Below are 12511 nucleotides of genomic sequence, written 5' to 3' on the forward strand. Positions count from 1 at the left end.
TAACCACGTGTCCTGCCGGTTTTTTTGTCGTAAAATTGCTAGGGAGCTATGCTATAATATAAACATTCTCAAATCGTAAAACATAAGCGTCAACCCGTTGGTATCAGTGGGTTGACGCTTTTTGTTTAAAAATCTCCCACAGAATCTCCCACAGCTCTAAACGTTGGCAATTTTAGCAAAAAGTTCAGCATCTTTTTGGTCGTTCCCCTCGATAGCATGCGCATAATTTTTTAGCGTCACTGATGGGTCAGAATGGCCTAGTCTTTTAGCCACATCGACTGGACTTACCCCGGCTCCAATGAGCAAGGTAGCATGAGTATGCCGAAAACTGTAGACAACGTATTTATCTTTTTCAACGTTGGCATTTTCTAGTAGAGTCTTGAAGTGCTTGTACATGATATCTTTTTTGAAGGTAAACACGAAGCTGTTTCTGCCAACAATTTTTCCACGTTTCATACCCACCTTTTTACGATCCAAGCGATATTCCTTGAGCAACTTAACCAACGTTTCTGGAATTGAAATAGTTCGGACACCGGCCGGCGTTTTAGTGGGACCAAGCTCGCCAACGGAAAGTGAGTGCTTGATGGAAATGGTTTTGTCTTTGAGATTTATGTCACTCCATTTCAAGCCCAAGCTTTCACCATCGCGCATGCCCGTCAGCTCAAGCAACATGAAAAAGGTGTGGTCAGCTAAAGATGATTGTTTTAGTTGGTCGTTTATTTTAGCAAGATCAGTTTCACTGAACGCACGCCTCTTAGGAGTGGGCTTGAACTTGACACCGTGTAGCCTATTGCGCGGGATAACGTCATTGGCTACAGCTGAATTAACAATTGCCATAAACATCGTATGACAAGTCTTAACAGTTGAAGATTTCAGGTGTTTTAGCTGAGGGTCAATGAAAAGGTACTCGTATTCCATTCGATTGAGCTTAGAGAGCTTTTTATCGCCAATTAAGGGGATGACATACCGATTTATGATAACGTGATAATGCTGTTCGGTACTTGGCCGCCATTTTGCCTTGGTCATTTCATAATATTTTTTGGACCATTCCTTAACGGTTATATCTGAATTTTCCAAGGCGGATAGCTCATCATTTGCAACTTGCATCTCAACTTGAAGTTCAGCTTTATGTGCTGCCATGGGGCTACTGAATCCCCGCTGTTGCTTTTCGTGCCGATTACCAAGAGAATCATAGTAAGGATAGCGAAAGGCGTAGAGGGTGCCTTTATTTGTGACGTAAGAGTAGACGTTATTGTATTTGATTACCTTTGTTAGTTTCATTTTAAATTCTCCTTTAATTGCGCGGGCAGCGTCAATTCTTAGAAGAAACTTGTGGCATCACCTCCTTTAATTTATAATTGAATATGTAAAAAGGGTGTACTTATCCCTTGGAGCTTATATGTTAGCGCATCTCATTATCTTGGCGGGTAGGGGGTGCGCTTTTTTTATTTTCTGAATTAAATACATATGTCTAAGAAACGTTGATGTGACGGTGGAAAGTTATTTTCTCAATTAAATTCCAAGAATTTTTTTCTTTGCTTTTTCAAAGTCTTCTGGAGTAATTACACCGTCATCAAGCAATCTTTTAAGTTCCCGTAATTCAGCAGGTATTTTGGATCTTTTCTTTGGTTCTTTTATTAACTCGTAGTTGGTAATGCTGCTAAAAGATATGGATATGATTCCTCCAGTTACAGGGTTCTCAACTGTGAGGTGATCGTTATCAAGACGTGATCTGAGTCGATAATTAGCTAAACTGGTTTCATCATTTCGAGGGATTAAAATAATTTCTTGATTTTTTTCTCTTTGATCTAAAAGCATTACGATGGCATAAATTACTAAAATTATTATCAGGGACACAGTGAGAAGGGTTGGATGGTTTTCCTTAATCTGAAAGTAATAAAGGGCTATCACACTGTATATAAGCGCACCAAGCATAATTACCCCCGTTGTTGTAAGTGCAATTTTGTACCGTTTGTTCTCTGTTAATAATCTTTGTTCTATCATGCTTAAGTGTTCATAGAGGTAAAAAGGGTACAGTGCACCAACAGCAAAAACGACTACGGATATAACTATTCCGATGAGATCAGACAATGTAAGCACATCCTTCCAATTGCAATTTAATCAACGAATCACTTAGAATCATTTGTTATGATTTCTGTACAGCATGATTCATATAATCAGGTTGAAGCAACGCTTCTTCACGGAATCGAACCGTGAAGAGTCACCAGACAGAAGCTAGTTGTTGCTAATGTGCTTAAGTTTGCGATTAGCCATGATATGCCATACGAAGAAGCCAACTCCGATAATGAATGCTAACCAAGCCCAGATTTGTAAGTCGGTGTAGAAGCCAACATCAGACAAGCCGATGATCCAAGCGAGAATCATCATAACGAAAGTAGCAATATCTCCACCCATCTTTTCTGCTTTTCGAGTGGCTAAATAAACAATGCCAGAAGCGAGATACAGAATAGCTACGAACATACCAGATGTTCCAGAGACATGCTTTCCACCTTCCAATGCGTCACCGACACCGACAGCCATGGACTGGAAGAAAATAAAGACAGCGAAGATAATCATGATGATACCAGTTACTAATTTTGTCGTTTTCAAAGAAAACAACCTCCCTTATGTAATTAGCTTTTTACGTCATCAACTTTTTTGGACGATACAGACCGTTGGTTTAGTACGAAATACTGCCCAAAGATTTGTAGACAGAAGGCGCTTGTAGGTCAATTTTAACTGGAGTGGTTGGATTATCTAATGTCCAAGCAGCTACGGTTGAAACAGTTTGACCAGGATTGACATATTCCTCGCCATCAATGACCTGCGCCATGTCGTAATATTGAGAATCAATATCAACGCTACTGATATCTAATTCCTTAGTAATGGCCCCTAAATTCTGAGTTGGAGTGCAATCATAGTAAACTATGCTGCTAAGATCTTGCATTTTGTTGGTTGTGTTGGTGTAAGTCATGAAGACTAGTAAATTTGTACCATCAACACCATCTGATTCACGAACTGAGTTAGCAAACGTAATGTTTCCTTCCTCCGTATATAATGTGCTTCCAGAAAGATAGGCAGTCTTTTTCACAGGTTGAACAATTTTAGTGACGGTTGATGTTGCTTTTGGCGTCTTAGTTTTAGCTGAGGATACAAAGACAGTCATATTGACTGTAGCTTTTTTGTATCCCTTTTTCGTTGCAGAGATTTTGAGCTTCCAGTTATTTTTCACAGTCTTTAGTTTAGACCACTTGAACGTAAACTTAGACTTCTTAATAGTGGTTGACCCGAGTTTATTCTTACCATGATAAACACTAATCTTAGAACCCTTAGTTCCTTTACCTTTCATTTGGTAATTGTTGAAGGTGAGGCTGGATAGATGTTGTGTTTTTAGTGAATGTTTCTTTGCAAATACATTGTTAGCAGGAATGGATGATCCCACTACCATACTGGTTATTAACAACGACTTAACAATGATATGTTTCATGTTGTTTCTCCTCCTAATGAATATGTACAGCTTTTAACGTCTATCAGTTTTTGGACGATTTCGTTATCTATAGAATGCTTTATCCGAAATAGTGATATTAAATACCTTTTCGGCAGCATCAGCGGCCGTATAGAAATACTTACTTGGCACATGCGCGAACTCACAGAAATTCACAATATTAAAGACTTCTGGTTCAACATCATATAGGCTTTGATATTCCTTGACCATCAAGTAGAAACCTCCCCAGTCAGCCCGTCGTTCAATTTTTGAACCGTTGACAAGACTTCCTTCTATCAATGGTTCTACTGAGTTATCAACCAAGCAGTGAATCAATTCATGTGCTTTTACGCGGTCAGTGTACTCAGCGTTTTGGTTGATAAACATGGTACGTGTTAAAGGCATGCTATAGCCATTAATATCAGCAGGGAGTAGAACACTCTGGAAATCAATGTCATACCTATCTATGAGCCTATCCAAATTATAATCCTGTAATGTATCGATGTCGGCAAGAGCCGAGTCCAAACCATCAAAAAGTGCCATCAACTAATCGTCCCCGTTCTCCCCAACATTTTTATCCCCATAACCACCATATTTCTTCAGTCGGCGTTGACCTTCCTTGGAGTTCAGGTAGCCAGTAAGCATGGCTTTAATAGCGGAACGATCTTCGTCAGAGAGAGCGTGATTACGACTGGTTAGCATAGCAGCGTTGTCGACAATGTCTTCGACGTCGATATGGTCTGGAGCAGTGTTACTTGTATCAGTTGGTTCTTCACCAAGTAATTCGGAAGTTGAGACGTTTAGTACATTAGCAACAGCTTCAATACTAGCTTTACGGGGATTATCAGTTCGCTTCCACGTATATAAGTAGTTTTCACTCAAACCGGCTTTTCTCTCTACTTCTGCAATACTATAGCCTCTTTTTTGGGCAATTTCTTTTGTACGCTCAAACAGTGTCATATCGGCGTTCCTTCCAGTCTACAACAATTAACTAGAAAACAATTATAGAAATAGCCAGACAAATCTATAAATAAGTTCTAGAATAATTGTTGTTAAGAAATATTGTTAACAAACTAGGCAAAGAAAAAGTGCTATTAATCAACTTGGCGGGAGATAAGTAGCTGTTCAATGCTTATTTAACTATGGCTTTATTCTAGAACTATTTTATAGAAAAATCAACATGTCTAGAATAATTTCTTAACAACGTTTAACGAAACTGCGAAAGGAGGTACACAGTTGTTTATTCATAGTGAAACGAATACTAAAGCAGAATCAGTCCTATCTTGGCTTGGGTCGCATAAGAAGCAAGAAACGCAAAAGAGCTTGGCTAACCGGTTTGGAAAATCAAGAACATTTGTAAGCCTGTCATTAAATAAGCAATCTGTAACTAAGGCGTCTGAACAGATTGTTAATGACATCTATGAATATCTTGTAGAAAAATATGGAATTTAAGAAGGTGAACCTGATTGGAAGAAGTTACGTTAACAAATGATTTAACCCAGTTAACAACTGAGATTAAGACTTACCAGTCAATTGGTGGACAAGCAATCTTTGAGATTGGTCGTCGATTGAAATGGGTGAAAGAGAATGATTTGGCTCATGGAGAATATCTTAAATGGTTGTCTTCTATTCATATGGATAGGACACAAGCAAGTCGATTTATCAAGATAGTAAGTGAGCTTCCTAATGATGGCACGTACCAACATTTAGGAATGCGAGTTCTAAGCGAAATTGCCACCATGCCTGAATCCGAACGTGACAAGCCACAGCATCTTCCGTCTGGCGAAGTCAAGAAGCCTGATGAAATGACTGTGCGTGAACTGCGCGAGGCTAAGAAGCAGCTTAGAGCACGTGACAGTGAGATTGCCGATAAGGATGCACAAATCCAAGAGCTATCTGATAAAGAGCCTGAGGTGGTCGAGAAGCTTCCTGAGGACTATGACATGTTGAAAGGCATGGTCGATAACCAGAAGGCGACACTTGATAGATATGTGAAAGACAATGCTGATTTGCGAAATGAAATAGACGGTCTACATGAGCAGCTAGCGAATGCTGAACCAGAGACATCGTCTTCATTTAATGACCTACTTGCTAACTTTATAGGCCAGGCATTCCCGCTGGTGGATTCAGATGAGTTTTCTGCGTTGATGAGAGACCCAAGCCAAGCTAAATCAATCCGAATAAACATTGCGGCTATTGATAAGTGGTGTAAGGAACTTCAAGAACGTTTTAGAAATGCAACCGTAATCGAAGGAGATTTTTCAAATGACAAATGATGATTTTAATTTATTTTCAGCCAAAGATGTAATTCGTCCTAATCGGGGATACAAGATTGGCGAAGTGTTTAAGACGGATGACTACAGCCTGTTCAAGCTGAGCAAATTCAATCGAACAGTTATTCTCCGTAAGGCGATGATCGAACAAGCGAAAGAAGGATTAATTGCGCCAATTGTGGTAAATGAAAACTTTGTTGTGATTGATGGGCAACATCGTTTAGCCGCTTCAAAAGTCGCCAAAGTTCCGGTTGAGTACATTGTTAAACCCGGTTTAGGGAAGAATGACATTGTTCGAATGAATACGATTCAGCGTAAATGGAGTCTTGAAGATTATGTTGATGCTTTTGCTAATCAAGGCAATCCAACATATGTTCAGTTGGCAGCGCTCATTAATCAAAAATATGCTGATATTACAACTACTGTCGAAGTTGCGGTTAATCTATTAAGCCCTTCCGGTGCCCGAGAAAAGATTGAGAATGGCAAATTCGCGTTCTTCAACTATGGGAAGACTGTTGAATTTCTGCATTTTTACGAGAGCTTTCGTAAGAAGACGAAGACCCCGAAACGTTCGACTGTAACGACAGCATTGTATACACTTTTTAAAATTGAAAAGTTTGATAAAGATCGAATGGCTAAAAAAGTTATTGCTACAGGACTTAACGAAGACATCAAAATTAAGACCTTTAATCATTCAGACATTTTAAAGGAACTAATTGATTCCTACAATGCTCGATTCTCTCCAAAAAATTCGAAGTATATCAATTATCATATCGCCAGTACCGGAGCAATTGTAATTGATGAAGAGATGTCTGATTGGGCTATTCAAGAATAGACAACAAAATTCCTACAAAGGAGGAACCAACGTATGAAGAAGTTAATCAACGTTTTATGGGCAATAGAAAAAGACCTTCGCATTATCGCAAACAATACGAAGGTCTTGCGTAGAGAAAGCAAGGATGAAATTCGTAGACGACAAATGATGAAATTCTAGTCATCTAGCTGAAGCCCATCCATGAAGTCGATTCCATTCTCTGAGTTTCGCCAATCAGTAAGATTATCAACTTGACGAGACCAGATTCCAATGTTTGGGAACTGTTCAAGGTAAGCAGTTCCTTCAGGAGAATTCTTTAGATTGGGAAGCAGTTCAAAAAGCTTGCGTAGAACTTTGTCCTGTAATCCAACCATCTTTTGAAGATTCGTATACGACACGTCTGACTCTGTAATAACCATTGATCCAACATCTTCAAAAGCACTCTTCTTTACCTCAGGTGTGAAGAAGGACACTTCAATATTCCCAAATTTGTCGTAGAAAGCATTTCCAGCATATAAACTGTATTGCTTAGCGTCGAATTTAACAGTGGCAGGGTTATCTTGGTGTTTCGAAAGGAATGGAATAAATTCAGACACAATCGTATCTACGGTCATTGTCCCAACAAAAAAGAATGCTCCGTTTTGCAATTTATAATCAGAAACTTGCATTTCAAAATTGTCAATTTCAAGTTTTAGCATTAGTAATTCACCTCGGTTAATTGGACTAACTGAATTATACCTTAAAAATTATTGAAAGAAGGAATCATTATGAACGCAGAATATTTTGCACAACAAATGGAAGCCGAAGCTTTACTAGCCAAAGACCGGCGAAAATACGAAAAATTTCAAACTAAGCTAATGGTTGCCGTTGGCACAGACAAGACAGAGTTTTCAGTCACAACTGATGGTGTATTTCCTCAAGAGGTTTTGGACGCGCTAGATGTTCGAAATATTCACTTTGCAGGAATTACTCATAACTCCGATGACAGTGTAACTACAGAATTTGATATTAGTGAATTGGGTGATTACGAATGATTGCTTTACGCTTAGTTTTCTTCCTAGCCTTAGGTATTGTCATTGGTCACTACGGTAGCAACTTATTCAACTAAAGGAGGTGATTACATGGCTGATGAAGCACTAATCCAGCATTACGACGACCTGGTTAGAGTGGAAGCCAAAGGGATGTTGGAACCATTGGTTGAGCGTGTGACACGCGAATACCTGATGGTTGACCGTAACCAGGCATGTGAGCTCATGTCGATGTCACGAACGTTCTTCGAGAAGTATTTGTACAAACAACCGCAACTCAAGTTGATTGAGCATCATGTACCGGGCTCGAAGAAAGTCTTCTACGATCCAAACGAATTAAAACAAGCTGTTTTATCCCTCATGGATTAATCAAGTCGCGGGCAGCGTCAGGTGGTGATGAAATGGTAGCAGTAATTATCTTCGTTTTAATTTTTGGAATCGGCGGACTACTGAGGTTCTGGTATGACAGGCATTTTTGAGAGGTGGTGACGGAATAGTGAATAAGAGAGTAGCAAAGAAAATTGACGAGCCGTTTTACATGGCAAAACCTGCTGAACGGCGATTCGTTAAGAATAACCTCATGGATTATGTCGATTGGGCCAACTTGAAGTGTTTACGAATCACTAACCGAATGATTAATGAAATGTTTATTCTCTCGGCAAATGATCTTGAATATCAAATGGTCATTCGCGGCTTATTTTATCGGGATTTTTATTGAGGAGGTGACAGACATCATAAGTAAAAAGACGGTTCACAAGTTAAGAATTGCTGGCTTTGAGCAATTAAATGCACGAAAAAAGCCCGTCAGCATTGCAGTGCCAACGAGCGGTAGAAATTCCTTTGCGAGAATTATCTACTCCAAGAGTAGACGGAAACGACGAATTTTGCAACTGTTTCTAAAACTAGGAGGGCACTAATGAAACGTAAGAACACAGGATTCTTGATTGAAGCATATGAAACGATTGAGAGAACACTTAAAAATCGGATTGCCATTACGCAAGTTTGCCAACACAAGCCTCTCATGCACGATTTCACACAACTCTATCGAACTCAGATGAAATTGGCCAAGTTAAAAGGGGTGATTGTCAATGGCAAATAACGAGCTTGTAGACTTCAAACCAAGCATTGAGGTTAATCCTTCACCCATTGTCATCAACAACCGTGAGCAGGTCGAGAAAGCTATTGATGAGGTCGTTGCTAAGTACGGGCAGGACTTCGTGGTAACCGCCGACAACATCACGGAAACCAAGAAGATGCGCACTCACATCAACAAGATTATGAAGGCCGTCAACGATACGCGGCTGGCAACTAATCGTGAGTACAAGAAACCAATTGCTGAATTTGACGCCATCATGAATGGCTACAAGGACCGTATTAAAGCCATCATTGACCCACTGGATGAAAAGATTACCGAGGTTGCCGAGCAGGAACGCCAAGCACGCTACAAGCTGGTGACCGACACAATCGCTGAAATGGCTCCGAACTATGGTGTGTCAGCTAGCGACATTGAAGTACGGCCGGCATGGCTGAATAAGGCGGCCACCAATTCGGCTGATACAGCACTGACCAAATCTACCATTGATGAGATTGCGGCTGATATGACACAGCTCAAGAAAGACCAGGATCAACGAGCTACCGACATTGAAACTATCAAGACCTATGCTGACCAAATGGATATTGAGCCTGCTGGCTGGGCGGCGTTATTGAATCAGGGTGTGTCCTTGACGGATATCTTCAAGCAAATCAACCAGGCTGCTGCCAAACGTGATCAGGAGGTCAAAGAGAAGGCTGACCGTGAGGCCAAGCATAAGGAAGCACAAGCGGCCATTGACGCTACACATCAGGTCAAACAAGGCGGTGAGACTATCGATACTGACACCGGCGAGGTTGTCCCACAATCCATTACCGTCAAGCTGACTGGGACGCACAAAGCTCTCGGTCAAGTATGGGCTGGTGCTAAGCAACTAGGCGTCAAGGTCGAGTTAGTCAAAGAGGAGGGTTAGATGAAATTTTATAAGGATGGCGCGATTCAGCCCGTTCCTAACATGTACTTCATCTACGGAGATGGAGGTACAGGTAAGACAACGCTGATTAAGCAGTTTAAGGGCCATAAGCTCGTGTTTAGCTTCGACCTGTCTAGTAATGTGCTAATCGGCGACAAGGACGTTGACGTGGCTCTTATTGAAGAAAAGGATGCGCCGAAAATTCAGAATATTGTGTCGACGATGATTGTTCGAGCCTTCGCCAATGAAAAGTATGACGTGATTGTTTTGGATAACATGACTTCGCTCCAAAATCTGGTATTAGAAAATATCGACGGCGCATCTAAGGACGGTCGTCAAAATTACCAAAAGCTTCAGCTCTGGTTCCGCAAACTGGGGATGGCGCTTAAGGAAAGTGGCAAGACCGTCTATGCCACGGCACACCAAATCGACACCGGTAATGGAGATGGATTGAGCAGTAAGGGACGTTTTGCGGCTGACATGAATGAAAAGACGTTCAATGCTTTCACTTCGATGTTTGACCTTGTCGGGCGTATCTACCTTAAAGATGGTCAGCGAATGATTGACTTAGATCCCGAAAACGGGAACCATGCCAAGAATCGACTGGATAATCGGAAACTGATTAGTGCCGATGAACTATTGATGCCAAAGGAAGCAACAACAAAAAAGGAGACTAAAAAATAATGAGTTTATTTACGACAGATAGCAACAACGTATTTGGTACAGGGGTTCAAGAAGCGGGGTCTTATAACGTTCAAATTATTAAGGCAGAAGCTGGAAAGGCCAACAGTGGCCGCGAAAAATTAACTCTCGATTACCAAGTATTGGATGGAAAATATGCTGGCGGGGAAATTCGTTATCAGACCATGACCTGGATTAATGATGACAACGAGAAGCTAAAACAATCAATTCGTCGATTCAATACGCTAGTCGTAGCACTAGGAGTTGGCGACGGTGTAAAGATTGAATCTATTCCACAACTTGCTAAGTCAGTGCTCAACAAAAAACTAACTGTTGATGTTGACTGGGCTGAACCTAACAACAAGGGGAACGTGTATTTGGAAGTTCGCGGTTACCATTTGTTGGACCCTGAAGGTAGTAAGCCAAATGGCGTTCGTCGTCCAAACGAAAGCCAACCAAGCGGAAAAGGTAAAGGAACAGCTGCACCTTCAGCAACATCAAGTGATCCATTTGCTAACACGGGTGATTCGATTGATATCAGTGAAGACGACTTGCCGTTCTAGAAGGGTGGTGAAAGCTGATGGTAGAAGCACCTAATTACTATGCCATCATTCCAGCTAACGTTAGGTATGACAAAAGTCTTCCTGGTAAAGCAATCCTGCTGTACGGAGAAATTACAGCTCTTTGCAATCAAAAGGGGTTCTGTTGGGCCAGCGATGATTATTTTGCGAAGCTATACGGCGTAACAAAGATGTCCATTCAAAACTGGCTTAAGTCTCTGGAGAAGAACGGGTACATTTCACGAGAGGTAACTTACAAGAAAAATACGCGAGAAATCGAGCATCGATTCATTCGAATGTCGGTACCCCCTACCCAAAAAAATTTGGGTACCCCTACCCAAAAAAACTTTAGAGATAATAGTACAAGTATTAATAAGAACCATAGTGGGGCAGAAGAAAAGAAAGACCCCATCCACTATAAAGAAATTATTGATTTCTTGAATGAAAAGGCTGGAAGAGACTTCAAGAATGTTGAAGGTAATCAAAAGTTAATTCGAGCAAGAATCAATGAAGGGTATTCGGAACATGACTTTGCATTAGTCATTGTCTTCAAGTGTAAGCAATGGCTAGGTGATTCAAAGATGGAACAATACCTGAGACCAGGGACACTATTTGGATCATCTAAGAAGTTTGACCAGTATCTGGATGAAGCTAAGCAGAGTAGAAAGCAAAAGGGTAAGACCCCTGAACAACCGGGTTTAAGTGTTGGAGAAGGTTCCGCCCGCGCCGCCGACTACATGGCGGAATTGGAAAAAAGATATGGGACAGGTGAGCTAAGTGAATGATGAAATTGAACAAGGGATTATTGCAGTTTTGCTTAAAACGCCAAAAGACGTTGAATTGGTAAACATCAATCCCGAGTGGTTCTCTGACAGAAACTATCGAGCTTTGTACTTGGCATTGAAGGAAGCCAACGATCCTTCGCTCATGACAATTTTTGGGAAGGCCAAGACCTTATTTGAGCAAATGACGTTAAGTTACAGTGACGTGATTGCTATACGGGGTAGTGCCGTCACTGATGCGCACATCGGCGAAATGGTTAGGGACTTACACCGTGTTTACGCTGAAGACCAGTTAGACCAAGTGATTCAAATGTACCAAGATGCACCTTACGATGACAATTTGGAAAAATTATCGGTTGCCATTAATAACGTCAACTCAATTGACGAGCATGTTGACGACGGGAGCATTGACGCCGAAGCGGAAGAACTGCGATATAACTTGGAACACCCAGTCCAGTCTGGTATCAAGTCATATCCGCAACTGGATACGTGTCTGGCAGGCGGTTTTTACGGCGGTATGCTATTTACCCTAGGTGCAAGACCTGGCATTGGTAAAACGGCGTACAGCGTCAATCTGGCCGCTCAAATGATGGCTAAGGACCCCAAGCTTCATGTCGACTATTTCACGCTAGAAATGACGAAACGTGAGATGTTGAATCGTTTTATCAGTCGTGACACTGGAGTGCCTAGCACGGCTCTGCGTGCGAATGCTAACGAATTGACGCCAACTATTAAGCAAGTAGTCAAGCAGTCGTCAGAGAAGATGGAGAGGCTAAATTTAGCCGTTTATGACCAGACGAAGACGCTTGCTCAAATTGCTAGTGTGATTCGACGACATGCGAGTGAGGCTAAGCAAAATGAGTATGTTGCGTTTGTCGACTATATT

At 41.1% G+C, this 12511-nt stretch carries 20 protein-coding genes; 13 read left to right on the forward strand and 7 right to left on the reverse strand.

Annotated features, from left to right (window positions below; translation table 11 throughout):
- Positions 1-156 precede the first annotated feature (156 nt).
- From FAY32_RS12360 to FAY32_RS12385, 6 genes are all read right to left on the reverse strand, one after another.
- A complete protein-coding gene (locus FAY32_RS12360) occupies positions 157-1281 on the reverse strand; it encodes a site-specific integrase (protein WP_143463733.1) in 1125 nt (374 codons plus the stop codon).
- Between the two features lie 231 nt (positions 1282-1512).
- Positions 1513-2091 (reverse strand): SHOCT domain-containing protein, encoded by a 579-nt coding sequence (locus FAY32_RS12365; RefSeq protein WP_143463734.1) that lies wholly within the window; start codon positions 2089-2091, stop codon positions 1513-1515.
- A gap of 144 nt (positions 2092-2235) precedes the next feature.
- Complete coding sequence (locus FAY32_RS12370) at positions 2236-2610, reverse strand: hypothetical protein (protein WP_143463735.1); 375 nt, start codon at positions 2608-2610, stop codon at positions 2236-2238.
- Positions 2611-2680: 70 nt separating this feature from the next.
- On the reverse strand, positions 2681-3487 hold the full coding sequence (locus FAY32_RS12375) for a DUF5067 domain-containing protein (RefSeq protein WP_143463736.1): 807 nt from the start codon (positions 3485-3487) through the stop codon (positions 2681-2683).
- A 63-nt stretch (positions 3488-3550) separates the two neighbouring features.
- Positions 3551-4027, reverse strand: a complete 477-nt coding sequence (locus FAY32_RS12380) for a hypothetical protein (protein WP_143463737.1) — start codon at positions 4025-4027, stop codon at positions 3551-3553.
- Between the two features lie 3 nt (positions 4028-4030).
- A complete protein-coding gene (locus FAY32_RS12385) occupies positions 4031-4444 on the reverse strand; it encodes a helix-turn-helix domain-containing protein (RefSeq protein ID WP_143463738.1) in 414 nt (137 codons plus the stop codon).
- A 276-nt stretch (positions 4445-4720) separates the two neighbouring features.
- Between FAY32_RS12385 and FAY32_RS12390 the strand changes: the two genes are divergently transcribed.
- From FAY32_RS12390 to FAY32_RS15005, 4 genes are read left to right on the forward strand one after another with little or no spacing between them, the layout of a single operon-like run.
- Complete coding sequence (locus tag FAY32_RS12390; RefSeq protein ID WP_143463739.1) at positions 4721-4936, forward strand: hypothetical protein; 216 nt, start codon at positions 4721-4723, stop codon at positions 4934-4936.
- Positions 4937-4950: 14 nt separating this feature from the next.
- The gene (locus FAY32_RS12395; protein ID WP_143463740.1) at positions 4951-5760 is read left to right on the forward strand and encodes a DUF3102 domain-containing protein; all 810 of its coding nucleotides are present in this window, start codon (positions 4951-4953) and stop codon (positions 5758-5760) included.
- Complete coding sequence (locus tag FAY32_RS12400) at positions 5750-6592, forward strand: ParB N-terminal domain-containing protein (RefSeq protein ID WP_143463741.1); 843 nt, start codon at positions 5750-5752, stop codon at positions 6590-6592. The genes FAY32_RS12395 and FAY32_RS12400 overlap by 11 nt, the downstream gene beginning before the upstream one ends.
- Before the next feature lie 33 nt (positions 6593-6625).
- Complete coding sequence (locus tag FAY32_RS15005) at positions 6626-6751, forward strand: hypothetical protein (protein ID WP_263862557.1); 126 nt, start codon at positions 6626-6628, stop codon at positions 6749-6751.
- On the opposite strand, the gene FAY32_RS12405 is transcribed toward FAY32_RS15005, so the two are convergent.
- Entirely contained in the window at positions 6748-7269 is a 522-nt protein-coding gene (locus FAY32_RS12405) for a hypothetical protein (protein WP_143463742.1), read from the reverse strand. The genes FAY32_RS15005 and FAY32_RS12405 overlap by 4 nt on opposite strands.
- Positions 7270-7338: 69 nt before the next feature.
- On the opposite strand from FAY32_RS12405, the gene FAY32_RS12410 reads away from it, so the two are divergent.
- From FAY32_RS12410 to FAY32_RS12450, 9 genes are all read left to right on the forward strand, one after another.
- Positions 7339-7605, forward strand: a complete 267-nt coding sequence (locus tag FAY32_RS12410; RefSeq protein WP_143463743.1) for a hypothetical protein — start codon at positions 7339-7341, stop codon at positions 7603-7605.
- An 87-nt stretch (positions 7606-7692) separates the two neighbouring features.
- Positions 7693-7968, forward strand: coding sequence for a hypothetical protein (locus FAY32_RS12415; protein WP_143463744.1), 276 nt, complete (start codon positions 7693-7695; stop codon positions 7966-7968).
- Between the two features lie 127 nt (positions 7969-8095).
- Positions 8096-8317, forward strand: coding sequence for a hypothetical protein (locus FAY32_RS12420; RefSeq protein WP_143463745.1), 222 nt, complete (start codon positions 8096-8098; stop codon positions 8315-8317).
- A gap of 198 nt (positions 8318-8515) precedes the next feature.
- The gene (locus FAY32_RS12425) at positions 8516-8698 is read left to right on the forward strand and encodes a hypothetical protein (protein ID WP_143463746.1); all 183 of its coding nucleotides are present in this window, start codon (positions 8516-8518) and stop codon (positions 8696-8698) included.
- Entirely contained in the window at positions 8688-9602 is a 915-nt protein-coding gene (locus FAY32_RS12430; RefSeq protein WP_143463747.1) for a DUF1351 domain-containing protein, read from the forward strand. Before FAY32_RS12425 ends, FAY32_RS12430 begins: the two co-directional genes overlap by 11 nt.
- Positions 9603-10286: an AAA family ATPase gene (locus tag FAY32_RS12435; RefSeq protein WP_143463748.1), complete on the forward strand. Its 684-nt coding sequence runs from the start codon at positions 9603-9605 to the stop codon at positions 10284-10286.
- A complete protein-coding gene (locus tag FAY32_RS12440; protein WP_143463749.1) occupies positions 10286-10846 on the forward strand; it encodes a DUF669 domain-containing protein in 561 nt (186 codons plus the stop codon). Before FAY32_RS12435 ends, FAY32_RS12440 begins: the two co-directional genes overlap by 1 nt.
- Positions 10847-10863: 17 nt before the next feature.
- Positions 10864-11628, forward strand: a complete 765-nt coding sequence (locus tag FAY32_RS14685; protein WP_158727593.1) for a conserved phage C-terminal domain-containing protein — start codon at positions 10864-10866, stop codon at positions 11626-11628.
- A partial coding sequence (locus tag FAY32_RS12450) for a DnaB-like helicase C-terminal domain-containing protein (protein ID WP_143463750.1) occupies positions 11621-12511 on the forward strand: 891 nt, incomplete at its 3' end. The genes FAY32_RS14685 and FAY32_RS12450, both read left to right, overlap by 8 nt.

Source organism: Levilactobacillus enshiensis, from assembly GCF_007115095.1.
Classification (GTDB): domain Bacteria; phylum Bacillota; class Bacilli; order Lactobacillales; family Lactobacillaceae; genus Levilactobacillus; species Levilactobacillus enshiensis.

Bases quoted from the DNA above. Each gene is read 5' to 3' on its own strand.
- FAY32_RS12360 (WP_143463733.1), bottom strand. From the start codon at position 1,281: ATGAAACTAACAAAGGTAATCAAATACAATAACGTCTACTCTTACGTC.
- FAY32_RS12375 (WP_143463736.1), bottom strand. From the start codon at position 3,487: ATGAAACATATCATTGTTAAGTCGTTGTTAATAACCAGTATGGTAGTG.
- FAY32_RS12380 (WP_143463737.1), bottom strand. From the start codon at position 4,027: ATGGCACTTTTTGATGGTTTGGACTCGGCTCTTGCCGACATCGATACA.
- FAY32_RS12385 (WP_143463738.1), bottom strand. From the start codon at position 4,444: ATGACACTGTTTGAGCGTACAAAAGAAATTGCCCAAAAAAGAGGCTAT.
- FAY32_RS12400 (WP_143463741.1), top strand. From the start codon at position 5,750: ATGACAAATGATGATTTTAATTTATTTTCAGCCAAAGATGTAATTCGT.
- FAY32_RS15005 (WP_263862557.1), top strand. From the start codon at position 6,626: ATGAAGAAGTTAATCAACGTTTTATGGGCAATAGAAAAAGACCTTCGC.
- FAY32_RS12405 (WP_143463742.1), bottom strand. From the start codon at position 7,269: ATGCTAAAACTTGAAATTGACAATTTTGAAATGCAAGTTTCTGATTAT.
- FAY32_RS12410 (WP_143463743.1), top strand. From the start codon at position 7,339: ATGAACGCAGAATATTTTGCACAACAAATGGAAGCCGAAGCTTTACTA.
- FAY32_RS12415 (WP_143463744.1), top strand. From the start codon at position 7,693: ATGGCTGATGAAGCACTAATCCAGCATTACGACGACCTGGTTAGAGTG.
- FAY32_RS12425 (WP_143463746.1), top strand. From the start codon at position 8,516: ATGAAACGTAAGAACACAGGATTCTTGATTGAAGCATATGAAACGATT.
- FAY32_RS12430 (WP_143463747.1), top strand. From the start codon at position 8,688: ATGGCAAATAACGAGCTTGTAGACTTCAAACCAAGCATTGAGGTTAAT.
- FAY32_RS12435 (WP_143463748.1), top strand. From the start codon at position 9,603: ATGAAATTTTATAAGGATGGCGCGATTCAGCCCGTTCCTAACATGTAC.
- FAY32_RS12440 (WP_143463749.1), top strand. From the start codon at position 10,286: ATGAGTTTATTTACGACAGATAGCAACAACGTATTTGGTACAGGGGTT.
- FAY32_RS14685 (WP_158727593.1), top strand. From the start codon at position 10,864: ATGGTAGAAGCACCTAATTACTATGCCATCATTCCAGCTAACGTTAGG.